This window comes from Polaromonas naphthalenivorans CJ2, assembly GCF_000015505.1.
Classification (GTDB): Bacteria; Pseudomonadota; Gammaproteobacteria; order Burkholderiales; family Burkholderiaceae_C; genus Polaromonas; species Polaromonas naphthalenivorans.
This window is the reverse complement of the sequence record NC_008781.1, coordinates 2364334-2389101: the sequence shown is the minus strand read 5'-3', so window position 1 is coordinate 2389101 and position 24768 is coordinate 2364334. Positions and strand designations below refer to the sequence as shown.

The window sequence follows — 24768 nt, the reverse complement described above, 5'->3', positions numbered from 1 at the left end:
GCCTCCATCTAAATGAAGCCAGTGCAGGCGCCTGCACTGGTTAAATTAGCCAGCTTAAAGCCCACTCTGCATCAAGGATCTTTGCAATACAGATAAGCATTTGTAACTTAATTGATGCGTAATGTAGACTTCCTAACTACTGAAAATTGCGACAAGTCGGGGAGAAGCGGTGAATAAAAATGAGTTAGAGCTAAGAAAACTGTCAATTCAGGCAGGAAATTTTGCCGCAGGGATGCATGTTTTTCAGCATTTCATCACGATGCTGACTATTGGCGGCTGTCTGTTTTTAGTTATGCATGGATTGCAGGTAATGGTGGCTAGCAAACCGGAATCGCTTAATTCACTGGCACTTGTGATCGAAAAACTTCAAATTAACGAAGTGTTTGGCTATCTATTTGGGTGTATTGGCGGTTTGGGTTGGTATGGGGAAAGGCGCGGCAAGCAAAGGGCTTACAGAGAGCTTGGGAAACAACGGGCAGCAACTGAGCAGAGTGACCCTTACCATTCTTCAAGTGAACTTGATCCAAATGGCTTAACGCCATCAAAATAAGAAAGATTCATATGGAATTAACCATTCTTGGCTTAAATGGATTGTTGTTGATCGTTGTATGGAAGTACATGGTTCGTAAGACAATTCTGGATAACAGCAGAGATAAGTTGTTTGACCTTCGGGACGGTCTCAGAACAACATTCGTAAAAAATGGTTGGGATCTTGGTTCCCCTTCTTACAAGCACTTGAGGGACCTGGTAAATGGGCATCTGCGCTTTACCGAGGAGATGTCATTGAGTCGCTTCTCCTTTATGGTTGGAGTTTTAAAGAAAAATCCAAAATTGGTCGCATACCAGCATGAAAAGATAGGCAAAGTCTTTGAGTCATCCGATCCTGCTCAAAAGGAATTTATTGAGAATTTTCGGAAGCAAGCGGTTACCGTTGCGATGGAGTACACAATTTACAGTTCTGGGTGGTTGCTAATAATGGCTTTGCTCGTTTTCCCATTTGTTTTGGTTAAGAAAACTTGTATTTTTATCAATCGCCAAGTAGATCTGACTGCTACGGTGTGCATAGAGTCAATTCTTCACCTTGGGAAGGCTATGTCGAATCTAGCGAGAGCTATGTCGATAGTGATGGCGGCATCAGCAAATTGCATAGGGCAGACAATTCTGAAACCAGATTTTGTTGAGGGCTACTCTTATCGCAAGGGCATAGATGAAAGTGCTTTGGCTTAGTTTCTTACAGCTGTAAAACAAGCCCTGAAATGACGACGTTTCAGGGCTTTTTTGTTTTTCAACTTTTGTTAAGACTTTGGACCGATCGTTCAAGGTAGTTCCCAATGATGGGAAGGAATCAGCACAACGGTTCGGTAGCACGGGCTCTGTTAGCTTAGCTTTTAGCGTAAGACGCCTGTCTACAAAGAATTTCGAACCTCCAGAACGGCCTACAAGCGATTTTTTTGATGTGCCCAAGGGGTAGGTGACCCTTGAATTTTGTCATTTTTTAACTTGGAGCCCATATTCCAGTAGGAGGCTGGTCCTGCCAACCATCCTCATGGGTCACGTAACGCCAGCGTATTTGGGAAAATAGGACATAAAAAAGCCCGCGACCTTTTGAGTTCCGGGCTTTTGGCCTGTGTAATTTCCGGTGTAATCCGGTGCCATTTACCGGCATTCTGTGGCGCCCCGGTCGTTGCCTTCTCCTCTGTACGCCTCTATAAATATGCCCTGCAATGGCATTCACACTGCAGGGGTCGCAAGTTCGAAACTTGCACCGCCCACCAGAATTTGAAGACATAAAAAAAGCCAAGTTATTCAACTTGGCTTTTTTGTTTTCTGGAAGCATTTTCCTGCGGCATTTCAGCCGCAGGGGAAAATTTCCGAAAAATGTTTTTAAAGCACTTCGCTGGCGAAATCTGCCAGGCGTGAACGCTCACCACGCGCCAGCGTGATATGTCCACCATGTGGCCAGCCCTTGAAGCGATCAACCGCAAATGTCATACCCGAAGATCCTTCCGTCAGGTACGGTGTGTCGATTTGCGCCAGATTGCCCATGCAGATGATCTTGGTGCCTGGTCCGGCGCGGGTGATCAGGGTTTTCATCTGTTTGGGTGTCAGATTTTGCGCTTCGTCAATGATCACGTACTTGTTCAGGAAGGTTCGGCCCCGCATGAAGTTCATGCTTTTGACCTTGATCCGTGAGCGGATGAGTTCATTCGTCGCGGCGCGGCCCCATTCACCCGAGCCCCCGTCGGTTTTTCCCAGAACCTCAAGGTTGTCGTCGAGCGCGCCCATCCAGGGACCCATTTTTTCTTCTTCGGTGCCAGGTAAAAAGCCGATGTCTTCACCGACCGATACCGTAGCGCGAGTCATGATGATTTCGGTATAACGACGATCATCGAGCACCTGCGTCAGTCCGCTGGCCAGGGCCATCAGCGTTTTGCCGGTGCCTGCCGTGCCGGCCAGGGTGACAAAGTCCACCTCGGGGTCCATCAGCAGGTTCATGGCAAAGTTCTGCTCGCGATTGCGCATGGTCACGCCCCAGACCGAGTTTTTGAGATGGGTGTAGTCCTTCAAGGTTTTCAGGACGGCTGTTTTTGCCTGAATCTCGGTGACGCGGGCGTACAGCGGCGGCTCGCCCGGGGCTTCAAAAAACACAAACTGGTTGATTAGCAGGCTTGGCACGATGGGGCCGGTGATGCGGTAGAAGGTATGCAGGCCTTGCTGCCAGCTTTCGATGGTTTTGCTCTGCCGGGTCCAGAAGTCAAGCGGCAGTGCGAGTGAGCCGTCATACAGCAGGTCGCCGTCTTCCAGCACCTTGTCGTTCTGGTAGTCGTCGGTCGCCAGCCCCAGCGCACGCGCCTTGACGCGCATATTGATGTCCTTGGACACCAGCACCACTTCGCGCGGTGCGTATTCCTTGCGAAGCGCCTCGACCACGCCAAGAATCTGGTTGTCTGCCTTGCCCTGCGGCAGGCTCATCGGCAAGGTGTAATCAAGAACCTTGGTCTGGAAAAACAGGCAGCCACCGGCTTCAGGATGGCCGGTTGTGTTCAGTTTCAGGCCCTTGCCGATATCGGCGCCATTGGCGCCGGCCAGTGCATCGAGCGTGCGGCTGGTCTGACGCGCATTGCGGGCCACTTCCGTCATGCCCTTCTTATGGCCGTCAAGCTCCTCCAGCACGATCATCGGCAAGAAAATGTCGTGCTCTTCGAAGCGGAAAAGACACATCGGGTCGTGCATCAGGACATTGGTGTCCAGCACGAACAGCTTGGCTTGGCCGGTAGACTTGATTTTTTTGGGCCTGAAGGCGGGCTGGGGCCGTGAAACGCTCTCTTTTTGAGAGCTAACTACGCTCGTGTCTATTGCGGGAAGAGGATTTTTCTCTGCATAAATAACGACTTGGACCTCATCACTGGCGGGCAGGCTCTCTAGTGGCTCCACAAAAGGGCGCAGGCTGGCTGATGCCGAGCGCTTTGCCGTTTTTCGTGGTGCTTTTGAAGAGGCGCGTGCCGGGGTATCAAGCACGTCTGGAGAAAGCAGGGCTGCACGTTTGGTCGGGGCGGGAGGCAGGGGCATAGTGCTTAAAACTCTTTAAATGAAGTTTCAGAAATAAAAAAAGCCGCCTCAAGGCCGGGGCGGCTTTTTTTGGATGCAGTCGCGAGGGTCAATTGCATGGACTCATTATGCACAACTCACATGGCCGACTGGCAGACAGTTGCAAAGCAGATTTCAAATCTCTTTTTTAAGGCCTTTGACCGCTTTCAAGACCTCTTCCACATGGCCGGGAACCTTCAGGCCGCGCCACTCTTCCTTGAGCAGGCCGTCCGCGCCGACCAAAAAGGTGCTGCGCTCAATGCCCTTGACCTTTTTGCCGTACATGATCTTGTTTTTGACCACGCCGAACATGTGGCACATTTTTTCCTCGGTGTCGGCAATCAACTCGAACGGAAGTTCGAGTTTCGACTTGAATTCGTCGTGCGATTTCATGTTGTCGCGCGATACGCCGAATACGGTGGCGCCCGCCTTGAGGAAATCCTTGTAGTGGTCACGAAACTGCATGGCTTCGGTGGTGCAGCCGGGCGTGTTATCTTTCGGGTAAAAAAACAGCACGACAACTTTGCCCAGATGCGTTTGGTTTGAAACTTTGAGGCCGCCGGTTGCGAGCGCTTCAAATTCGGGAAGAGGTTTATTGACGACGACTGCCATACTGAGGGGACCCTGACGAAAGTAGTTGTAATTAGCCGCGGCCTTTGCCAGTGAAGCCGGATGAGAATCACTGGGTGCGGTGCCAAGTGCAACCCTATATTTTACTCTGAAAGGGATATCCTTTAGGGCTCAGGCGGCATCTGGCTCAATCAGCAGGGCGGCGATCACATGGCGACCCTCGCCCGCCAAAATGTTGTAAGTACGGCACGCGGCAAGCGTGTCCATGGTTTCAATACCAATTCGCTGCTCCATCAGGCCGCGCAAGAAGGCCGGTGGCGCAAACCGCAGCCGCTTGCCGCTGCCAAAAATCACCAGTTCCGGCTTCAGGTTCGCCAGAACGGTAAAGTGCCCGGCGTCAAGTTGCTCAAAGCTGGCGCAATTCCAGGCAAATTTCTCGCCGCGCGAGCCAATGACAACGCTGTAGTCAATTTTTTCAGCAACGCCGTTGTTGCCCAAGCCAACCCATCCGGCGCCGTAGGCCAGAATGGATTGAACATCAAGGCGGTCTGGTTGAAGTTTCATGCGGTAGTCACAGTTTTGGGTTCATTCAAACAGCCATCAGCCAGTGGTTCCGGCCTGTTGCCTGGGATGAAAAATTCGTGTTTTATGTGGTCAAATTATAGATTCCGCCTAAATCTCCTGTAGCTGCGCTGCCTCTTTCCCCTTTGGCCGGTGCAGTTGGCGAAGCGGCTTTGCCTAACCCTTCAGAAAAAGCGACATGAAACCGATCACCAAGTCTGCAAAATTAGCCAATGTGCTTTACGACATCCGTGGTCCGATCATGGACGCGGCCAAGCAGATGGAGGAAGAGGGCCAAAAGCTCATCAAGCTCAATATAGGCAACCTCGCGGTGTTCGGTTTTGATGCGCCTGAAGAAGTCCAGCAGGACATGATCCGCAACCTGCCAGCGTCAGCCGGCTATTCGGACAGCAAGGGCATTTTTGCAGCGCGCAAGGCGGTGATGCACGAGACGCAAAAACAGGGCATCAAAGGCGTGACGCTGGACGATATTTACCTGGGCAACGGCGCCAGCGAGTTGATCTCGATGGCCACCAATGCCTTGCTCGACAACGGCGACGAATTGCTGCTGCCTTCGCCCGACTACCCCCTGTGGACCGCTTCGGTCAGCCTGGCCGGTGGCACGCCGGTTCACTACAGGTGCGACGAGAGCAACGGCTGGATGCCCGATCTGGACGACATCCGCGCCAGGATCACGCCCGCTACCCGGGGCATCGTCGTCATCAACCCCAACAACCCGACCGGCGCGCTGTATTCCGACGAACTGCTGAAAAGCATCGTGGAGATTGCGCGTGAACACAATCTGGTGATTCTGGCCGACGAGGTCTATGACAAGGTGCTGTACGACGGCGTGAAGCACACGGCCCTGGCCAGCCTGTCCACCGATGTGCTGACGCTGACCTTCAATTCGCTCTCCAAGAGCTACCGTTCCTGCGGCTACCGCGCCGGCTGGCTGGTGGTGTCAGGACCGAAGAAGAGGGCGCAAGACTACATCGAAGGCTTGAACATGCTGGCCAACATGAAGCTGTGCTCGAATGTGCCGGGCCAGTGGGCCATCCAGACGGCTTTGGGCGGCTACCAGAGCATCAATGACCTGGTGGGCGAGGGCGGCCGGCTGCGGCGCCAGCGCGACCTGGCTTACGAGCTGATCACCGCCATTCCGGGCGTCACCTGCGTCAAGCCGAGCGCGGCGCTCTACATGTTTCCCCGGCTGGATCCCGTGATTTACCCGATCACCGACGACCGGCAGTTTTTCCTTGAACTGCTCAAGGAAACCAAGGTCATGCTGGTGCAGGGCACCGGCTTCAACTGGGCCGCGCCCGACCATTTCCGGATTGTCTTCTTGCCGCATGAGGAAGACCTTCGCGAAGCCATCAACCGCATTGCCCTGTTTCTTGAGAAATACCGCAACAAGCTGATCTGAGTTTCATTTCCCGCTGCCCGCATCAACAGGGCAGCCAGCACCAACCACGACACGCAGGACTCCAGGTGAACCTAAAAACGACGACGAATTTGAGCCCGATCCGGGTAGGCCTTCTGGGCATCGGGACCGTGGGCAGCGGCACGTTCAATGTGCTCAAGCGCAACCAGGAAGAGATTCGCCGCCGCGCCGGTCGCGGCATCGAGATCACCATGGTCGCCGACCTCGATGTGGCGCGCGCCCAGGCCCTGGTGGGCGATGGCGTGCTGGTGGTGGACGATGCCCGCAAGGTCGTTGCCAGCCCTGACATCGATATCGTGATCGAACTCATCGGCGGCTACGGCATTGCCAAGGCGCTGGTGCTCGAAGCGATTGAATCCGGCAAGCATGTGGTGACCGCCAACAAGGCGCTGCTCGCCGTGCATGGCACCGAGATTTTTGCCGCCGCGCACCGCAAGGGCGTGATGGTGGCCTTTGAAGCGGCCGTGGCCGGCGGCATCCCGATCATCAAAGCGCTGCGCGAAGGCCTGAGCGCCAACTCCATCCAGTGGATCGCCGGTATCATCAACGGCACGACCAATTTCATCCTGTCCGAAATGCGCGACAAGGGCCTGGACTTCGGCGTCGTGCTCAAGGAAGCGCAAAAGCTGGGCTATGCAGAAGCCGACCCGACCTTCGACATCGAAGGCGTGGACGCGGCGCACAAGGCCACGCTGATGAGCGCGATTGCGTTCGGCATTCCGGTGCAGTTCGACAAGGCCTATGTCGAGGGTATCACGAGTCTGGCCGCGCAGGACATCCGCTACGCCGAGCAACTCGGCTACCGCATCAAGCTGCTGGGCATCACCAAGCGCGTGGCGGGCGGCATCGAGTTGCGCGTGCACCCCAGCCTGATTCCGGCCAAGCGCCTGCTGGCCAATGTCGAGGGCGCGATGAACGCCGTCGTCGTGCATGGCGACGCCGTCGGCACCACGCTGTACTACGGCAAGGGCGCCGGCAGCGAGCCGACCGCCAGCGCGGTGATTGCCGACCTGGTTGATATTTCCCGCCTGCACACCGCCGACCCGGAGCACCGCGTGCCGCACCTGGCCTTCCAGCCCGACGAGATGAGCGACCTGGCCATCGTGCCGATGAGCGAAATCGTCACCAGCTACTACCTGCGCCTGAACGTGGCCGACGAGGCCGGCGTGCTCGCCAGCGTCACCGGCATTCTGGCCGAGGCCGGCATCAGCATTGACGCCGTGCTGCAGCGCGAAGCCGACGACGTGGGCGGCGAAGGCTCGACCCAGACCGACCTGATCATCCTGACGCACGACTGCGTCGAAGCCAAAATGAACGAAGCCATCGCGCAGATGCAGGCGCTGCCGACCGTGCTGGCGCCCATCACCCGCATCCGCAAGGAGGAACTGGCCTGATGCACTACATCTCCACCCGCGCCTCGTCGGGCAATGCGCCCGAGCGCAAGCGCTTTTGCGAAATCCTGCTCGAAGGACTCGCCCCGGACGGCGGCCTGTACCTGCCTGAATACTACCCACAGGTCAGCGACGCCACGCTCACGGCATGGCGCGGCCTGTCCTACGCCGAACTGGCGTTTGAAGTGCTGTCGCTCTACATCGACGACATTCCCGCCGCCGACCTGAAGGCGATCTGCGACAAGACCTACACCGAAGAAGTCTTTGGCACGCAGGAAATCGTTCCGCTTCGTCCGCTGGAAAGCGGCCTCTACCTCGAAGCCCTGTCCAACGGCCCGACGCTGGCCTTCAAGGACATGGCGATGCAGCTGCTGGGCAACCTGTTCGAATATGAACTGGCGCGGCGCGGCGAGGAACTCAACATCCTGGGCGCGACCAGCGGCGACACCGGCAGCGCCGCCGAATACGCCATGCGCGGCAAAAAAGGCGTTCGCGTTTTCATGACTTCGCCGAACGGCCGCATGAGCCCGTTCCAGCAGGCGCAGATGTTCAGCCTGCAGGATGAAAACATCCACAACATTGCCATTGACGGCGTGTTCGACGACTGCCAGGACATCGTGAAAGCCGTGTCCAACGACCTGGCGTTCAAGCGCCAGTACAAGATCGGCACGGTCAATTCGATCAACTGGGCGCGGCTGATGGCGCAGGTGGTTTACTACTTCGCCGGCTATTTCCAGGCGACCAGGACGAACGCCGAGAAAGTCAGCTTCACCGTGCCGTCGGGCAATTTCGGCAATGTCTGCGCCGGCCACGTGGCGCGCAGCATGGGCCTGCCCATAGCCCAACTGGTGGTCGCCACCAACGAGAACGACGTGCTCGACGAGTTCTTCCGCACTGGCATCTACCGCGTTCGCACCAGCGCCGACACGCACGAAACCTCCAGCCCGTCGATGGACATTTCCAAGGCGTCGAACTTCGAGCGCTTCGTGTTCGACCTGCTGGGCCGCGACGGCGGCAAGACGCGCGCGCTGTTCCATGACCAACTCAATAGCCAGGGCAGCTTCGAGCTGGGCGCGGACCCGGCCTTTGCCATGGCGGCGGAGCGCTACGGCTTTGTCAGCGGCAAGAGCACCCACGCCGACCGGCTGGCGACGATTCGCGACACGTACCAGCGCTTCGGCACCATGATCGACACCCACACCGCCGACGGCGTGAAGGTGGCGCGCGAGCATGTCCAGCCGGGCGTGCCGATGATCGTGCTCGAAACCGCCTTGCCGATCAAGTTTGCCGCCACGATTGAAGAGGCGCTGGGCCAGCCGCCGGCGCGTCCTGCACGGTTCGAAGGCATCGAAGCCTTGCCCAAGCGCGTGAAGCTGCTGCCGGCCGATGCGGCGGTCATCAAGCGCTATATTGCCGAAAATGTGCATTAAATCAGGCTCTTGCGCTTATTCCACGGGCGCAGGCAGCTATTTTTTTAATAGCAATTTTCCCTGTCGGAAAACCGGCGCATGAACGTGATTGGATTTGCCGGCTACTCGGGCTCGGGCAAAACCACGCTGGTTGAAAAACTGATTCCGGCCCTCAAGCTGCGCGGCCTGCGGGTGTCGGTCGTCAAGCATGCGCACCACAAGTTCGACATCGACCACCCCGGCAAGGACACGTTTCGCCACCGCGAAGCCGGCGCTTTTGAAGTCGTCGTGGCGTCGAAAAACCGGCTGGCGCTGATGCGCGAGTTCGAGCAGCCTGCCGAACTCACCGTGCACCATCTGATTGCCGAGTTGTACGAAGGCGTGGACTGGGTGCTGGTCGAAGGCTTCAAGGACAGCGATTTGCTGAAGATCGAAGTCTGGCGCGCGTCGTCGGGCAAGCCGACGCGCTACAGGGAAGACGATTTCGTCGTGGCCATTGCCACCGATTCACCCGGCCAGTTGCCCGAAGCGACCTTGCGTCCGGTGCTGGATTTGAACGATGCCGATGCCGTGGCCGATTTCCTGGTGAACAATCAGGATCGCTTTCATTATTCGTTTGAAGACCGTCCCGGTTGAGCCGTTCCACGCCGTTCCTCCTGTTCCGGAGACACCCCAATGAGTTCAGTTTTAACTTCTTCTTCAGTGGCAGCACGGCCTGAACGCGCGCCCCTGAAGCCGCTTGACCTGGCGCTGGCCGAGTTGCTGGCCTTTGCCGCGCCGCTGACACCCGCCGAGAACGTCTCGACCTTTGATGCCGATGGCCGGGTGCTCGCGCAAGACCTGCTGTCCGGGCTGGACGTGCCGGCGCACGACAACAGCTCGATGGATGGCTATGCCGTGCGCTGCGCCGACTGGGCGGGCGCCGATACGCTGCTGCAGGTCAGGCAGCGCATTCCGGCCGGCAGCAGCGGCCATTTGCTGGCGCCGGCTTCGGCGGCGCGGATTTTCACCGGCGCACCGATTCCGCCTGGCGCCGATGCGGTGGTGATGCAGGAAGACTGCGACGCGGTCGATGGCGGCGTTCGCATCCGGGTGCAACCCCGGCCCGGCCAGTGGATTCGCCGGCGCGGCGAAGATGTTGCGGCCGGCGAAGTGGTGCTGCACTGCGGCGAACGCTTGAGCCCGGCGTCGCTGGGGCTGGCCGCCAGCATCGGCTTTGGCAGGCTGCAAGTCGCGCCGCGCGTTCGGGTGGCGCTGTTCTCCACCGGCGATGAGCTGGTCATGCCGGGCGATGTGGCGCCTGCCGACATGAAACCCGGTGCGACTTACAACTCCAACCGGTTCTTCCTGCGCGCCTTGCTGCAGCGCCTGGGCTGCATCGTGACCGACCTGGGCATCGTTCCCGACCGGCTCGATGCAACCATTGAAGCGCTCAGGGGCGCCAGCCGGCAGCATGACCTGGTCCTGACCAGCGGCGGCGTGTCGGTCGGCGAGGAAGACCACATCAAGCCGGCCGTGCAGGCGCTGGGCCAGCTCAATTTGTGGCACCTCGCCATGAAGCCGGGCAAGCCGTTTGCCTACGGAAAGATAGCCGCAGCCCATTTTCTGGGCCTGCCGGGCAACCCGGTGTCCAGCTTCGTGACTTTTTTGCTGCTGGTGCGGCCCTTCATTCTCAAGCTCCAGGGGGCGACCGCGCTTGCTCCTGAATCAATAGCGCTCCCCGCCCATTTTGATTGCGCAAAAGCCGATAAACGCCGTGAATTCCTGCGTGTCAGGCTGAACGCGGCGGGCGGGCTAGAACTGTTCAGCAACCAGAGTTCGGGTGTGCTGACCTCTGCGGTCTGGGGCGACGGGCTGGTGGACAACCCGGCGGGCCAGACCATTGCCCATGGCGATACTGTGCGTTTTATGCCGTTTTCGGCGCTGCTGTCGTGAAGGCTTTTCCCCTATGAACGTCACCATCAAATACTTTGCCTCGATTCGCGAAGCCATCGGGCAGGGCAGCGAATCGCGCGAGACCTCGGCCCTGACGCTGGCCGGCTTGCGCGACGAGCTGCTCGCCGCCAGCCCGGCGCATGCGGCCAGCCTGGCGCGCGGCAGGGCGGTTCGCATGGCAGTCAACCAGGTCATGCGTGATGAGACGGCGCTGCTGGCAGACGGCTGCGAGGTCGCCTTTTTCCCGCCCGTGACCGGAGGCTGAACGCCATGACGACCCGGGTCACCATCCAGACCGCCGACTTCAACCTGGCCGACGAGGTCGAGGCGCTGCGCCGGGGCGACAAGCGCGTCGGCGCGGTCTGCACCTTCACCGGCACCGTGCGCGACCGCAATGACGGCTTGAGCGTCAGCAGCATGGAGCTGGAGCATTACCCCGGCATGACCGAAAAGGCCATCGAGGCGATGATTGACGAGGCCACCCGGCGCTTTGATATTTTCGCCGCCCGGGTGATTCACCGGGTCGGGCTGCTCCAGCCGCTCGACCAGGTGGTGATGGTCGCCGTCACGTCGGCGCACCGGGGCGAAAGCTTTCGGGCCTGCGAATTCCTGATGGACTACCTCAAGACCCAGGCGCCTTTCTGGAAAAAGGAAGAAACGCCCGAGGGCGCGCGCTGGGTCGATGCGCGCGTCAGCGACGATGTTGCGCTGGCCAAATGGGGCATTAGCGCTTCGAACGCTTGAGCCACGACGCCCAGGTTTGATTTTGATCAAGCCTCGCGCCGGTCCCTACGGGTTTGCGGCGCCCTTGCCGCTTGTAAAGCTGCGCAAAAGCCCCAAGATTCTCACGGTCAAACTTCAACAAGTTCCACCGGAGATTTCATGCGACAAGACAAACTCACCACCAAGTTCCAGGAAGCCCTGAGCGACGCCCAGTCGCTGGCGCTGGGCAACGACAACGGCTATATCGAGCCGGCGCACCTGCTGGCGGCGATGCTGCGCCAGGAAGACGGTCCGCGCGCGCTGCTGGAGCGGGCTGGCGTCAACGTCAACGGCTTGATGCAGGCGGCCGATGCAGCGGTCAAGAAACTGCCGCAGGTGCAGGGCCAGGACCAGATCCAGGTCGGCCCCGAATTGGCCAAGCTGCTGCAGGCCACTGAAAAGGAATCCATCAAGCGCAATGACCAGTTCATTGCCGGTGAGCTGTTTTTGCTCGCCCTGACCGACAGCAAGGCCGACGTGGGCAAGATTGCCCGCGAAAACGGCTTGAGCCGCAAGGCGCTGGAAGCGGCGATTGACGCCGTGCGCGGCGGCCAGAACGTCAACAGCGCCGACGCCGAAGGCCAGCGCGAAGCCCTGAAAAAATACTGCATGGACCTGACAGAGCGCGCGCGCCTGGGCAAGCTCGACCCGGTGATTGGCCGCGACGATGAGATCCGCCGCGCCATCCAGGTCTTGCAGCGCCGCACCAAGAACAATCCCGTCCTGATCGGCGAGCCCGGCGTCGGCAAGACGGCGATTGTCGAAGGCCTGGCCCAGCGCATCGTCGCCGGCGAGGTGCCCGATTCGCTCAAGGGCAAGCGCGTGCTGTCGCTCGACATGGCCGCGCTGGTGGCCGGCGCCAAGTTCCGCGGCGAGTTCGAGGAACGGCTGAAAACCGTGCTCAATGAACTGGCCAAGGAAGAAGGCCAGACCATCGTCTTCATCGACGAGTTGCACACCATGGTCGGCGCGGGCAAGGCCGAGGGCGCGATGGATGCGGGCAACATGCTCAAGCCGGCGCTGGCGCGCGGCGAGTTGCACTGCGTCGGCGCGACCACGCTCGACGAATACCGCAAGTACATCGAAAAAGACGCCGCGCTGGAGCGCCGCTTCCAGAAAATCCTGGTCGGCGAGCCGACCGTTGAGGCGACGATTGCCATTCTGCGCGGCCTGCAGGAAAAGTACGAAACCCACCACGGCGTGCAGATCACCGACCCGGCCATCGTCGCGGCGGCCGAACTCAGCCACCGCTACATCACCGACCGCTTCCTGCCCGACAAGGCGATTGACCTGATCGACGAGGCCGCCGCCAAGGTCAAGATCGAGATCGACTCCAAGCCCGAGGTCATGGACCGGCTCGACCGCCGGCTGATCCAGTTGCAGATCGAGCGCGAAGCCGTGCGCCGCGAAAAGGACGAAGCCTCGCAAAAGCGCTTTGGCCTGATCGAGGAGGAAATCGGCAAGCTGCAAAAGGAAATCTCCGACATGGATGAAATCTGGCAGGCCGAGAAAGCCCAGGCGCTGGGCTCCAAGGACGTGATGGAGGAAATCGACACCATCAACACGCAGATCGAGGAATTCACCCGCAAGGGCGACTTCAACAAGGTGGCCGAACTGCAGTACGGCAAGCTGCCCGAGCTAAAAAAGCGCCTCAAGCAGGCGCAGGACACCGAGGAGAGCAAAGGCGTGGACGACAAGCCCCGGCTGCTGCGCACGCAGGTCGGCGCCGAGGAAATCGCCGAAGTCGTGAGCCGCGCCACGGGCATTCCGGTGGCCAAGATGATGCAGGGCGAAAAAGACAAGCTGCTGCAGATGGAAGGCAAGCTGCACGAGCGCGTGGTCGGCCAGGACGAGGCGATTGGCGCGGTGGCCAACGCGATTCGCCGCTCGCGCTCGGGCCTCTCGGACCCGAACCGGCCAACGGGTTCATTCCTGTTCCTTGGCCCCACGGGCGTCGGCAAGACCGAGCTGTGCAAGGCGCTGGCCGGCTTTCTGTTCGACAGCGAAGACCATCTGGTCCGCATCGACATGAGCGAGTTCATGGAAAAGCATTCGGTCGCCCGCCTGATCGGCGCGCCGCCGGGCTACGTGGGCTACGAGGAGGGCGGCTACCTGACCGAAGCGGTGCGCCGCAAGCCTTACAGCGTGCTGCTGCTCGACGAGGTCGAAAAAGCGCACCCGGACGTGTTCAACGTGCTGCTGCAGGTGCTGGATGATGGCCGGCTGACCGATGGCCAGGGGCGCACGGTCGATTTCAAGAACACCGTGATCGTCATGACCAGCAACATCGGCTCGCCGATCATCCAGTCGATGGTCGGCCAGCCGTATGAGGAGATCAAGGACGCGGTCACCGACGAGTTGAAGAACTATTTCCGACCCGAGTTTTTGAACCGCATCGACGAGACGGTCGTGTTCCATGCGCTCGACGCGAAGAACATCGAGTCGATTGCCCGCATCCAGCTCAAGGTGCTCCTGGCCCGCCTGGCCAAGATGGACCTGGTGCTCGACGTGTCGGAAGCGGCGATTGGCGAGCTGGCCAAGGTCGGGTTCGACCCGGTGTTCGGCGCGCGGCCGCTCAAGCGCGCGATCCAGCAGCGGATTGAAAACCCGCTGTCAAAACTGCTGCTGGAAGGCCGTTTTCCGCCCAAGAGCACCATTCACGTCGATGTGGACCCGATCCTCAATCCGGGCGTGTTCAGGTTTGGCGAGGCGCAGCCAGCCTGATCCGCGCAGCTGGCAGCTATCGGATTGATAGCTGCCAGTGCCCGCCCTGATTGCGCAAAAGGCATATTTGATGCTTGAAATTTGCCAGCCAACCGCCGAAAACGGTTTCAGCTTCCCGTGGCAAAGGTAAAGCTGCGGCTGAAGGCGCCGCCATTGTTGGTGCCGCTGATCATCACGGTGTAGGCGGTATCGGGCTGCAGGGGCGCATCGGCAACGATATACGCCTGGTGCGGCGCAAAGCAGCCGCCCAGACACGGCCCGTGCGGGTCGTTGGCCGAAGTCACCGCAGGGCGCAATGCAACGGCTTGCCCGGTCGAGGCATTTGTCATGGCAGCGTTGGCAATGGCCAGCCGGTTTCCCTCGCGAACAGCGATATAGATGGTCGAGCCCAGCGGATTCGCGCGCAGGTCGCGGCCCGGCACCGGGTTGGGCGTTTCATCGGTCAACTGGCGATTGACGCCGGTCGTGCCTTCGCACGGATAGGTCTGGACATCGGCGCTGCCCAGCTGCTGCGGACCCGCGCTTGCCGTGTAGGCGGCATTGACCTGCACGAAAATGCCGCGCTGTCCCTTGCCCGTGTCGGCGTTGGAACGCACGGCGATGCCCACATCGCGGTAGCCGGTCATCAGGCCGCTCAGGTGGTAGGGCGCATTGAGCAAGCCGCGAATGCCGAGCACCCCGAAGCCCCGCTTGGTCTGGACCGGGTTGCTGGTGGTGAAAAATGCAAACTCATCCGTCAGGCCGCCTACGTCGGTATAGCCCTGTGCCCTGACGCGGGCCAGTGGCTCGGTGCCGGTAAAGCCCTCGGGGTACTGCGTTGCGTTTTCCAGATGCGAGTTCAGGCTGTTGATGATCATGTAATCGGCATGCGCCCTGGCGGCTGCGTCGAGTGGCGCATTCTGGGCCAGCAGGCCGAAACCGCAGCGGTTGCGCTCCGCGTTGAGCAGCGTGAAGGCGGCCAGTTCTTCGCTGTCGGCAGGGTAGGCCGGCGCGGTGCCAAGCGAGGTGACGAGGGAGGGGTTGGGCGATGCCGTGGCCGGGGCCGCTGCCTGGGCTGGAGGCGAAGCGCTGTCGCTGCCGCCGCCGCAGGCCGACAGCAGCGCCGCAAGTGCCAAGGCCGGCAGGAGCCCGAGGGCTGGTTTTCGAGGGACTGCATCTGAAAAATGCGTATTCATCAAAGCCATGCACGACCGCAATCATGGATTGCGCTCCACGTTCAGTAGTTTGTAACGGTGTTGAAGCGGCTGACCACACCACGCCACACTAGACACTAAGCGCAAAACGGCAGCAGGGTTGTAATCGTTTGTTGATCAGCCTTGCCGCGCCGCCGCCGCATGCGCGCGCAGCCAGGCGGCAAACTCGTTTTCGGTGATTTCACCGGAGGCCACGGCGAACATGGTGAGCGTCGCGTCGGCTTGCGATGCGTTTAAACGGTAGCCGTTGAGGTAGAGAAACAAGCCGGTGGCCAAAAAGGCAGCGCGTTTGTTGCCATCAACAAAAGGATGGTTTTTGGCCAGCCCCACGGTGTAGCTGGCTGCGAGTGCCGCGAAATCCGGTGCTTCGTCCTGGCTGGCGTAGGCCAGCAAGTTGAGCGGCCGGCCCAACGCCGAGTCCAGCAATCCTTCGTTTCGCAACCCTGTCGCGCCGCCATGCTCAGCCAGGCTTTCGCCGTGCAGCAGCAGCAGCGACGACTTGCTGACCCAGCGCCAGGTCATTTGGCGAGCTGATGGAAGGTGTCGCGGAAATCGCGCATGAAGGCGCGGCCCGCAGTAATTTCCTCTTCCAGTGCCGGGTCATAAGGCGTGAGCGTGTAGCCGTCCGGCGTCTCGGTCAGAAACACGGTTTCACCCTTGCCAAGTTTCAGTCGGGCAAGTGCTTCCTTGGGCAATACCACCCCCACGGAGTTGCCGATTTGGGTCAGTTTGAGGATATGCATGATCGTCCCTTGTTATTACAGACGTAATACTAAACGGCGTGCAAGAGGGCGTCAAATACTCACTTGGCCGGTCGGAGCCCGCTCGCGGCTGCGCCAAGGCGGCGGTTTTCACTTGCCCTCGAACAGGCGCAGGCGCGTGCGGATGCTGTCCAGTTCATCGAGCAACTCCAGCGCCAGCGCGGCGCCGGCCAGGTTCACGCCCAGGTCGGCTTCCAGCCGCAGCGCTACGCGGGCGCGCTGAAGCTGCAAGCCGGTGAAGCGCCAGTCGTCAGGCGCATTGCCGGCGGGCGCCAGCACGCCTTCGTTGACCAGTTCAATGATCCGGTCGGCCTGCGCGGCACAGGCGCGGCACAGGTCGTCCAGGCTCAGGCCGGTTTGCTCTTCAAGGATCAGTCCGGTGATGCTTACAAGTTGAAAGTCCGTTGTCATGGCTGGCCTTCCAGTTTTTCGCGTGGGTTGAAGGTATTGAACTGCTTGGCCATGCCTTCATAAAACGATTTGGCGCTGTCGGTGCCGGCGCCAGGCACGACGATTTGCAGCACAAAATAAAAGTCGCCCGGCGTGCTGCCCGGCAGGCCGCGACCCTTGAGCCGCAGCTTGCGGCCAGCGGCCGAGCCTGCGGGAACCGTGACTTCCACGCGCCCGGTCGGCGTTGGCGCCTCGACCTTGGCGCCGAGCGCCGCTTCCCAGGGCGCGATGGGCAGGTCGCAATAGACATCGTGCTTGTCCACCCGGTAGAGCCGGTGCGGCCTGAATTCCACGTCGAGGTACAGGTCGCCCGCGCCGCCCTGGCCCGTGCCCGGCCCGCCCTGTCCGGCCAGGCGGATGTGCTGGCCGGCCCGGATGCCCTTGGGAACGCCAAAGGTGATCTGGTGCTCGTGGTACGTCACATGGCCCTGGCTGTCCATCTCGGGAACGCGCAGGCTGAGCGTGCGGGTGGCGCCGCTGTAGGCGTCCTCCAGGTCGATCTGTATCTTGGCGTGGCGGTCTTCACCGGGGGCGCTGAAGGTGGTGCGCTGGCCGCCGCCCCGTGCGCCGGTGGTGGAAAATCCCTTGCGGAACAGCGTTTCAAAAAAGTCGCTGTAGTCGCCCGAGTCATCGCTCTTGAAGTCCCACTGCGCGCCCCGGCCGGCATGCTCGGCGCCAGCGTTCCATCCGGGCGGCGGGCGGAAATCCTGGCCTTCCTTCCAGTTGGGGCCGAGCTGGTCGTAGGCGGCCCGCTTTTCCGGGTCTTTCAGGACTTCGTAGGCTTCGCCCAGTTCCTTGAAGCGCGCCTCGGCATTTTTTTCCTTGCTGACATCGGGATGGTATTTGCGCGACAGCTTGCGGTAGGCGCGCTTGATGTCATCGGCTGTTGCGTCGCGGGCCAGGCCCATGACGGTGTAGTAATCCTTGAATTCCATGGCGGCCTTCCAAAAGCAGATGCAAAAGCATGTTCGAAGGAACGATAGCGTAAATCGTTGCCGTTTTCACTGCGCTGCATCAACTCGCCTTGTAGGCTTTTGGCTTGCGCGGCTACTTCACCGGGATGGGCGTTGCGGCCGGAACGGCGACGGCAGTGACGCTGTTTTGCGGCGAACCCTCGATCAGGCGGTCGGAATAGGTCAGGTACACCAGCGTGTTGCGCTTGGCGTCCACCATGCGCACCACGCGCAGTTTCTTGAAGACCAGCGAGATGCGCTCGCTGAACATCTCTTCCTGCTTGTCCAGCGGCTTGGCGAAGCTGATGACGCCGGTCTGGCGACAGGCAATCGAGGCATCGGACTTGTCCTCGGCCAGGCCCAGCGCGCCCTTGATGCCGCCGGTCTTGGCGCGCGAGACGTAGCAGGTCACGCCGGTCACTTTCGGGTCGTCATAGGCATCGACGACGATCTTGTGGTCGGGGCCGATGAACTTGAAGACGGTATCGACGGCGCCCACTTCCTCGGCGCTGGACAGGCCGCAGCCGCTCAGCAGGAGGGCGGCGGCCAGCGCATAGTGCCGCAATGGAGCGGGCGAGGGGGTGGTGATTGCGTTCATGGGGAGTCCTTGAGGAAGCGGCCAGGCAGGTCGGAATGCTGGAGCCAAGCCTCTAATGTACAAAGCCCCGCGCCCCTATCATCGCGCGATGACTTCCAGCAACCCGCCGCCCAGCCTGCGTTTCCTGTTTGACGCCCAGCACCGCGCCAGCCGCGCGCAGCCCGTCGTACCGCTGGCCGTGCGCCGCGAGCGGCTGCTGAAAATCCGCGCGCTGCTGGATGCGCATGGCGCGGCGCTGGCGCGGGCGGTGCAGGCTGACTTTGGCGTGCGCTCGGCGCAGCTGACCGAAATTGCCGACCTGTTCGTGCTGCGCACGCTGCTGGCCGGCCTGCTGAAAAACCTGCCGCGCTGGATGAAGCCGGTGAAAGTCCGCACGCCGCTGTACCTGCAGCCCGCCCGTGCCTGGCTGCAGCGCCAGCCGCTGGGCGTGGTCGGCGTGATTTCGCCATGGAACTACCCGCTGCAGCTGTCGCTCGGCCCGGTCATCACCGCGCTGGCGGCGGGCAACCGCGTGATGCTCAAGCCCAGCGAGCTGACGCCGCAGACCTCGGCGCTGCTGGCCGAACTGACAGGCCAGCGCTTTGCGCCTGACGAGCTGTGCGTGGTGCAGGGCGAGGGCCGCGTGGCGGCCGAGTTTGCCGGCCTGCCGTTCGACCACCTGTTTTTTACCGGCTCGACGGCCATCGGCCGCAAGGTGGCCGAAGCGGCGGCCGCCAACCTCACGCCGACCACGCTGGAGCTGGGCGGCAAGTCGCCGTGCCTCCTGGATGCGTCCTGCGAGCTGGCGGCCGCCGCGCTGAAAATCGCGCATGGCAAGCTGCTCAATGCCGGCCAGACCTGCATTGCGCCCGACTACGTGCTGCTGCCGCGTGGGTGCGAGGCGGCGTTTGGCGAGGCTTTCGCGAAAGCAGTGGCGAGCTTGTTCCCCGCGATTGAAGGCAATCCCGATTACGCCGCCATCATTAGCCCGCGCCACCATGAACGGCTGAGGGCGCTGCTGGCGCAGGCTGAAGGCCAGGGCGCGCGGCTGCAGGTGGTGAATCCCGGCGCAAACGCGGCAGGCGGCGAATCACGGCAGATGGCGCCGGTGCTGGTGTTCGGCCTGGCGCCCGATGCCCGGCTGCTGAACGAGGAAATCTTCGGCCCCATCCTGCCGGTGCTGCCTTACGACTCGCTGGACGAAGCGATTGGCTACATCAATGCCCGGCCCCGGCCGCTGGCGCTGTACTGGTTTGGCACGGACAAGGCCGCGCGCGACCAGGTGCTGGCGCGCACCGTGAGCGGCGGCGTGACGGTGAACGACACCTTGATGCACATTGCCCATCCGAGGTTGCCGTTTGGCGGCGTGGGTGAAAGCGGCTGGGGCGCCTACCACGGCGAAACCGGCTTTTTGCGGCTGACGCAGCAAAAGCCGGTGCTGGTGCAGTCGAAGTGGGCGCGCGGCGACCTGTTGTACCCGCCGTATGGCAGGCGCTTTGAGCAGGTCATGGAGCTGCTCAAGCGGCTGGTGTGAAGTGTGGCCCATGAAATTTGATCAAAACAGCATTTTGCGCAATAGACACGTGCATAAGTAGCTATGAATTAGATAGCGATTCCGACTGAGGAGACCTTAGCCTTTGGCATGGAACTGGCTTGGCGGCTGGCCCATCGCGGCCTTGAACATGGCCGAAAACGCGCTTTCGCTGGCGTAGCCGCTGGCCGCCGCCACGGCGCCTACCGGCTGGCCGCGTGCCAGCATCGGCAGGGCATGCGCCAGGATGGCCTGCTGGCGCCACTGCTGGTAGCTCAGGCCGAGCTGGTCGCGAAACAGCCGCGCCACCGTGCGTTCGCTGGCGCCGATGTCGGCCGCCCAGCCGGCCAGCGTGGCCCGCTCCGACGGCGCCCGCAGCACCGCTTCGCACAAGGCGCGCAGGCGCTTGTCGCCGCTGTCCGGATGGGGCATCGGCACGCCCAGCGCCTGGATGTCGGCATGCGTGATTTCGTCGAGCACCAGCGCGCTGAGCCATTGCGTGCGTGCTTCGGTCAGGGGCTGGCCGCTGCCGTCATCGAGCGAATGGACCAGCTCGCGCAGCAGCGGCGACACCACCAGCACGCGGCAACCCTGCCAGCCTGGCGGCGTGGCGCTGGCGTCGAGGTAGAGGGTGCGCAGTTCGGCGGCTTCGCGCACCGTGATGTGGTGGCGCGCGCCCGGTGCAATCCATACCGCCCGCGATGGCGGAATGATGCAGGTGATCTCGTCGGCCTGGGCCTGGTCGGGCCGGGTCTGCTCGGCCGTGACCTGCACGACGCCGGTGGCGCAGTACGCCAGCTGCGCCCAGGCGTGCGTATGCGGCTCCAGGTGCGTGTCAGCCGCCATCGAACGCGACCGAACCCGCACCGGACGCTGCGGGCTGGGCGTGAACGGGTCCGTGTCGCCCAGGGAAATCAAAAGAAGGCGGCTGTTGCGGGTCATGGATGGAGACGGGCAGGGCTAAAAACATGATTGTCCGGTATTCGATGAAACATGGCTTTTTGTCGCATTTCAGAATCTGCAGCCACTACTACGATAGCGCCATGACTACTTCAAGCACCTTGAGCCAGCCCGCTGGCGCCGTTTCCCTGCGCAACGATGCCGGCGTGATCGGCCTGGTCGGGCTGGCGCACTTGATCAGCCACTTCAGCCAGTTGCTGCTGGCGCCGCTGTTTCCGTGGCTCAAGGAGGCCTTCGGCGTCAGCTATGCCGAGCTGGGGTTTTTGATGACGATTTTCTTCGTCGTGTCGTGCGCGGTGCAGGCGCTGTCGGGCTTCGTGGTGGACCGTTTCGGCCCGCGTCCGATCCTGTTTGGTGGCCTGGCCTTGCTGGGCGTGGCGGCTTTTGGCTATTCCATCAGCACCAGCTACTGGATGCTGGCCGGCTTCGCGGTGGTCGGCGGCATGGGCAACGGCGTGTTTCACCCGGTGGACTACACGCTGCTCAATCGCAAGGTCAGCGCGTCGCGGCTGGGTCACGCCTACAGCGTGCACGGCATCACCGGCAGCCTGGGCTGGGCGCTGGCGCCGGCGCTGGTGGTCGGCCTGACGTTTGCCTTTTCCTGGCGCGTGGCGCTGGCGGCCGCAGGCGCGCTGACGTTCGCGGTGCTGGCGGTCTTGCTGCTGAACCGGGGCACGCTGGCGCTGAAGGTGGCTCCGCCGGCCAGCGGCGCGGCCAAGGTTCAGGGCGGGCTGGACTTCCTGAAGATTCCGGCCGTGTGGATGTGCTTTACCTTTTTCTTCTGGTTTGCGATTGTGCTCAGCGTGGTGCAGGCCTTTGCGCCCGAGGCCGCGCGGCAGCTGCATGGCGTGCCGCAGTCGCTGGTGGCGATGTGCCTGACGATCTACATGGTCTGCAGCGCCGGCGGCATGGTGCTGGGCGGCTTCCTGGCATCTGACCCGTCGCGCTGCGAGCGCATCGTCGGCGCGGGCATGGGGCTGGCGGCGCTGGTGGCCTTGATTCTGGCGCTGGGCAGCCTGTCGCCCTGGATGGTGCCGGTGCTGTTTGGCGTGATGGGGTTTGCCGCCGGCATTGCCGGGCCGTCGCGCGACCTGCTGGTCAAGCGCTCGACGCCTGAAAACGCCTCGGGCCGGGTGTATGGCGTGGTCTATGCCGGGCTGGACATCGGCCAGGCGGTGTCGCCGCTGATTTTCGGCGCGCTGATGGACCATGGCCAATACCGTGGCGTGCTGCTGGGCCTGGCCTTGATGCAGGGCGTGCTGATTGCCAGCGCCTTCAACGTGCGGCGCGTGCGCCGCACCGCCCTGGCAACGGCCTGAACACCAGCGCCTGAAAAAAGCCGCCGCTGGCGGGCCTCTATGATGGCGGTCCCCTTGACTCCGGCTTGCCGCCTAGCTGCGGTGCAGTTTTTTCATGCGCATTGGCCTGCCACGATTTCTCGATTCACCTTCTTGCCGGCCTGATTTTTTTCGCGGGCTGCTGAGCCTCGCCTGCGCGCCGCGCCTTGCCATCATCGGCGTGCTGCTGATGCTGGCCGCACTGTGCGCCCAGGCCCAGCCCGGAGACGTGGACATCTCGCTGGACACGGCGCGCCTGAAGATTGAGAAGGCGCGAAAAACCCTCGATGACCCGCCCAAGGACGCGGCCGATCTGGTGCCCCTGCGCGCCCAGGTGCTGGACGCCGGCACCCAGGCCGAGGCGGCGGCCGCGCTGCTGTCGCCGCAACTGGCCAGTGTCCAGGCACGGCTCGATGAGTTGGGGCCGCTCTTGCCTGGACAGGTCGAGGCGCCCGACGTGGCCGGCCTGCGCACCCAACTGAACAAGACCCGTGCCGAACTCGATGCCCAGCTCAAGCGGGCCAGGCTGCTGGCCGTGGAAAGCGAGCAGACGGCCGGGGAAATATCGGCGCTGCGGCGCTCCGAATTCCAGGCGCGGCTGGGCGAGCGCACTTCCTCGATCCTGAGCAGCCTGTTCTGGTCTGAATTAAGGGCGGACCTGCCCGGCGATGCGCAGCGTGCCGGCCGCCTGTTCGATGGGCTGGCCATGGCGGCCCGGGCCAGCGGCGCCTGGGTCTGGTCCAGCGTGGGCCTGGTCTTGCTGGTGCTGCTGGGCCTGCATGCGTGGGCCGGCCATGCGCTCCTGCGGCTGACGACCACCCGCGTGCCGCCGGGCCGCCTGCGCCGCTCGCTGCATGCCTGGACACGCGTGCTGCTGCCCACGGCCAGCGCCGGACTGATGGCCGAGGCGGTTTACCTCGGGCTGGTCTGGGTCACGCCCTTGCCGGATGCGGTGGCGCCGCTCATGAGCCGGCTGGCCGGCGTCATCTGTTTTGGCGGCTACGTCGTGGGCCTGGGCCATGCCTTGCTGCTGCCGGCGCGTCCGTCCTGGCGGCTGCTGCCCCTGCCGGACGTGCTGGCGCTCAAACTGCGCTGGCTGCCGCCCCTGCTGGCGCTGCTGATGGTGCTGACCTGGGCGGTCGTGCAGCTGAGCGCCCAGATCAATGCCAGCCTGGTCACCACGGTGGCGGCCGACTGCATCGTCGCACTGGTCATGGTGATGCTCATTGCGCTGGGGCTGGCGCAAAGCGATTTTGCGCGCCGGCAGGCCCTGGCTACGCCCGAGTCGGCCGCCAGTTGGCCGCCAAGCCCGCTGTGGCTGACCAGCGTGGTCAGCCTGGCCTGGGCAGGCGTGGCCGTCAGCTTGCTGGCGCTGCTGCTCGGCTATGTGGCGCTGGGCAGTTTTCTGGTCCACCAGATGGCCTGGATCGCGGTCGTGCTGGGCTCGGCCTACCTGTTGGCGGTGTTGATCGACGATGCTTTCATCACGCTGCTGAGCCCGCTTGCCACTGCCGCTGGTGCGCCTGAGGCGGCGGGCGCGGCGGGCGAAGAGCCGGCAACCCCGTTTTTCAAGGTCCGCCGGCAGGCCGCCGTGCTGCTGTCGGGCGTTGGCCGCCTGCTGGTGGTGGCGCTCACGCTGATGCTGTTGCTGGCGCCGTTTGGCGAAGGCCCTTCAGAGCTGTTCCAGCGCGCCGACAAGCTGCACCAGGGGGTGTCGATTGGCGAATTCCAGATTCGCCCGATGTCGGTACTGCAGGCGCTGACGGTGATCGGCCTGTGCCTGCTGGTGGTGCGCATCGTCAGACGCTGGCTGAAGGAAGACTACCTTCCGACCACCTCGCTCGACGCCGGCATGCAGGCCTGGACGGCCACGCTGTTTGCCTATGCCGGCAACCTGCTGGCCTTGTCGCTGGGCCTGGCCGCCGTCGGCATCGGGCTGGAGCGCATTGCCTGGGTGGCCAGCGCGCTGTCGGTGGGCATCGGTTTTGGCCTGCAGGCGGTGGTGCAGAATTTTGTCTCGGGCCTCATCATGCTGGCCGAAAAGCCGGTCAAGGTCGGCGACTGGGTGTCGCTGGGCGGCATCGAGGGCGACATCCGGCGCATCAATGTGCGCGCGACCGAAATCCAGATGGGCGACCGCTCCACCGTGATCGTTCCAAATTCGGAGTTCATCACCAAGACCGTGCGCAATGTCACCCACGCCAATCCGCTGGGGCTGGTCAAGATATTGCTGCCCGTGCCGCTGGCCGCCGATGCCGACCAGGTGCGCAGCCTGATTCTGGAAATCTTCGAGGCGCATGCCGATGTGCTGAAAACGCCCGAACCCGGCGTGCAGCTCGACAGCATCGACAGCGGTGCCGGCATGGTGTTTAACGCCACCGCATTCGTCAACTCGCCGCGCATGGCTTATGGCGTGCGCAGCGCCTTGATGTTCGAAGTGCTCAGGCGGCTGCGCGAGGCCGGCATTTCGCTGGTCAAGCCGGCCGGCCTGGTGCTCAGGGAGGCGAGTGAACGCGCGCCGGAGCCGCCTGCGCAGTGAGCGGGCAGGCCGGCTTCGCTGTCCAGGTTATTGCGCTGGCGCTTGCGCAGGCGTACATTGACCTGTAGAGAAGACGCGGCGCAAAC

General features: G+C 62.0%; 23 protein-coding genes. 13 read left to right on the top strand and 10 right to left on the bottom strand.

Going from position 1 to position 24768, the window contains the following annotated elements; genetic code table 11:
- Window positions 1-169: 169 nt before the first annotated feature.
- Window positions 170-550, top strand: a complete 381-nt coding sequence (locus PNAP_RS26930) for a hypothetical protein (RefSeq protein ID WP_011801623.1) — start codon at window positions 170-172, stop codon at window positions 548-550.
- Between the two features lie 11 nt (window positions 551-561).
- Window positions 562-1227: a hypothetical protein gene (locus PNAP_RS11205; RefSeq protein WP_011801622.1), complete on the top strand. Its 666-nt coding sequence runs from the start codon at window positions 562-564 to the stop codon at window positions 1225-1227.
- Between the two features lie 657 nt (window positions 1228-1884).
- Here the strand turns inward: PNAP_RS11205 and PNAP_RS11200 are convergent.
- The 3 genes from PNAP_RS11200 to PNAP_RS11190 all read right to left on the bottom strand — a co-directional run bounded on the left by PNAP_RS11200 (window position 1885) and on the right by PNAP_RS11190 (window position 4722).
- Window positions 1885-3570: a PhoH family protein gene (locus PNAP_RS11200; RefSeq protein WP_011801621.1), complete on the bottom strand. Its 1686-nt coding sequence runs from the start codon at window positions 3568-3570 to the stop codon at window positions 1885-1887.
- A gap of 153 nt (window positions 3571-3723) precedes the next feature.
- The gene (locus PNAP_RS11195; protein ID WP_011801620.1) at window positions 3724-4200 is read right to left on the bottom strand and encodes a peroxiredoxin; all 477 of its coding nucleotides are present in this window, start codon (window positions 4198-4200) and stop codon (window positions 3724-3726) included.
- A gap of 129 nt (window positions 4201-4329) precedes the next feature.
- Complete coding sequence (locus PNAP_RS11190; RefSeq protein ID WP_011801619.1) at window positions 4330-4722, bottom strand: Mth938-like domain-containing protein; 393 nt, start codon at window positions 4720-4722, stop codon at window positions 4330-4332.
- A gap of 196 nt (window positions 4723-4918) precedes the next feature.
- Here PNAP_RS11190 and PNAP_RS11185 point away from each other — a divergent pair, with 196 nt between their 5' ends.
- The 8 genes from PNAP_RS11185 (at window position 4919) to clpB (ending at window position 14381) form a co-directional block, all read left to right on the top strand.
- Entirely contained in the window at window positions 4919-6142 is a 1224-nt protein-coding gene (locus tag PNAP_RS11185; RefSeq protein WP_011801618.1) for a pyridoxal phosphate-dependent aminotransferase, read from the top strand.
- Window positions 6143-6231: 89 nt separating this feature from the next.
- Entirely contained in the window at window positions 6232-7554 is a 1323-nt protein-coding gene (locus PNAP_RS11180) for a homoserine dehydrogenase (protein WP_041376665.1), read from the top strand.
- The gene (gene thrC, locus PNAP_RS11175; protein WP_011801616.1) at window positions 7554-8981 is read left to right on the top strand and encodes a threonine synthase; all 1428 of its coding nucleotides are present in this window, start codon (window positions 7554-7556) and stop codon (window positions 8979-8981) included. The genes PNAP_RS11180 and thrC overlap by 1 nt, the downstream gene beginning before the upstream one ends.
- A gap of 78 nt (window positions 8982-9059) precedes the next feature.
- Entirely contained in the window at window positions 9060-9596 is a 537-nt protein-coding gene (gene mobB / locus PNAP_RS11170) for a molybdopterin-guanine dinucleotide biosynthesis protein B (RefSeq protein WP_011801615.1), read from the top strand.
- Window positions 9597-9635: 39 nt separating this feature from the next.
- Window positions 9636-10895, top strand: coding sequence for a molybdopterin molybdotransferase MoeA (locus PNAP_RS11165; RefSeq protein WP_011801614.1), 1260 nt, complete (start codon window positions 9636-9638; stop codon window positions 10893-10895).
- A gap of 13 nt (window positions 10896-10908) precedes the next feature.
- The gene (locus PNAP_RS11160) at window positions 10909-11160 is read left to right on the top strand and encodes a MoaD/ThiS family protein (RefSeq protein WP_011801613.1); all 252 of its coding nucleotides are present in this window, start codon (window positions 10909-10911) and stop codon (window positions 11158-11160) included.
- Window positions 11161-11165: 5 nt separating this feature from the next.
- A complete protein-coding gene (gene moaE, locus PNAP_RS11155; RefSeq protein ID WP_011801612.1) occupies window positions 11166-11639 on the top strand; it encodes a molybdopterin synthase catalytic subunit MoaE in 474 nt (157 codons plus the stop codon).
- 138 nt (window positions 11640-11777) lie between these two features.
- Window positions 11778-14381, top strand: coding sequence for an ATP-dependent chaperone ClpB (gene clpB / locus PNAP_RS11150; RefSeq protein WP_011801611.1), 2604 nt, complete (start codon window positions 11778-11780; stop codon window positions 14379-14381).
- 107 nt (window positions 14382-14488) lie between these two features.
- On the opposite strand, the gene PNAP_RS11145 is transcribed toward clpB, so the two are convergent.
- The 6 genes from PNAP_RS11145 to PNAP_RS11120 all read right to left on the bottom strand — a co-directional run bounded on the left by PNAP_RS11145 (window position 14489) and on the right by PNAP_RS11120 (window position 18336).
- Window positions 14489-15565: a CAP domain-containing protein gene (locus PNAP_RS11145; RefSeq protein ID WP_011801610.1), complete on the bottom strand. Its 1077-nt coding sequence runs from the start codon at window positions 15563-15565 to the stop codon at window positions 14489-14491.
- Between the two features lie 126 nt (window positions 15566-15691).
- On the bottom strand, window positions 15692-16096 hold the full coding sequence (locus PNAP_RS11140) for a type II toxin-antitoxin system death-on-curing family toxin (protein ID WP_011801609.1): 405 nt from the start codon (window positions 16094-16096) through the stop codon (window positions 15692-15694).
- Window positions 16093-16317, bottom strand: a complete 225-nt coding sequence (locus PNAP_RS11135) for an AbrB/MazE/SpoVT family DNA-binding domain-containing protein (protein WP_011801608.1) — start codon at window positions 16315-16317, stop codon at window positions 16093-16095. The genes PNAP_RS11140 and PNAP_RS11135 overlap by 4 nt, the downstream gene beginning before the upstream one ends.
- Before the next feature lie 108 nt (window positions 16318-16425).
- On the bottom strand, window positions 16426-16746 hold the full coding sequence (locus PNAP_RS11130; protein WP_011801607.1) for a chaperone modulator CbpM: 321 nt from the start codon (window positions 16744-16746) through the stop codon (window positions 16426-16428).
- On the bottom strand, window positions 16743-17720 hold the full coding sequence (locus PNAP_RS11125; protein WP_011801606.1) for a DnaJ C-terminal domain-containing protein: 978 nt from the start codon (window positions 17718-17720) through the stop codon (window positions 16743-16745). Before PNAP_RS11125 ends, PNAP_RS11130 begins: the two co-directional genes overlap by 4 nt.
- Before the next feature lie 112 nt (window positions 17721-17832).
- Window positions 17833-18336 carry a CreA family protein gene (locus PNAP_RS11120; RefSeq protein ID WP_011801605.1) on the bottom strand — a complete coding sequence of 168 codons (504 nt, stop codon included), beginning with the start codon at window positions 18334-18336 and terminating at the stop codon, window positions 17833-17835.
- Window positions 18337-18424: 88 nt separating this feature from the next.
- Here PNAP_RS11120 and PNAP_RS11115 point away from each other — a divergent pair, with 88 nt between their 5' ends.
- A complete protein-coding gene (locus PNAP_RS11115; RefSeq protein WP_011801604.1) occupies window positions 18425-19849 on the top strand; it encodes a coniferyl aldehyde dehydrogenase in 1425 nt (474 codons plus the stop codon).
- A 96-nt stretch (window positions 19850-19945) separates the two neighbouring features.
- Here the strand turns inward: PNAP_RS11115 and PNAP_RS11110 are convergent, their stop codons facing one another.
- Window positions 19946-20788 (bottom strand): AraC family transcriptional regulator, encoded by an 843-nt coding sequence (locus PNAP_RS11110; protein WP_011801603.1) that lies wholly within the window; start codon window positions 20786-20788, stop codon window positions 19946-19948.
- 101 nt (window positions 20789-20889) lie between these two features.
- Between PNAP_RS11110 and PNAP_RS11105 the strand changes: the two genes are divergently transcribed.
- Both PNAP_RS11105 and PNAP_RS11100 read left to right on the top strand, forming a co-directional pair.
- Window positions 20890-22125, top strand: coding sequence for an MFS transporter (locus PNAP_RS11105; RefSeq protein WP_011801602.1), 1236 nt, complete (start codon window positions 20890-20892; stop codon window positions 22123-22125).
- Window positions 22126-22219: 94 nt separating this feature from the next.
- Window positions 22220-24682 carry a DUF3772 domain-containing protein gene (locus tag PNAP_RS11100; protein WP_011801601.1) on the top strand — a complete coding sequence of 821 codons (2463 nt, stop codon included), beginning with the start codon at window positions 22220-22222 and terminating at the stop codon, window positions 24680-24682.
- The last annotated feature ends 86 nt before the right edge of the window (window positions 24683-24768 follow it).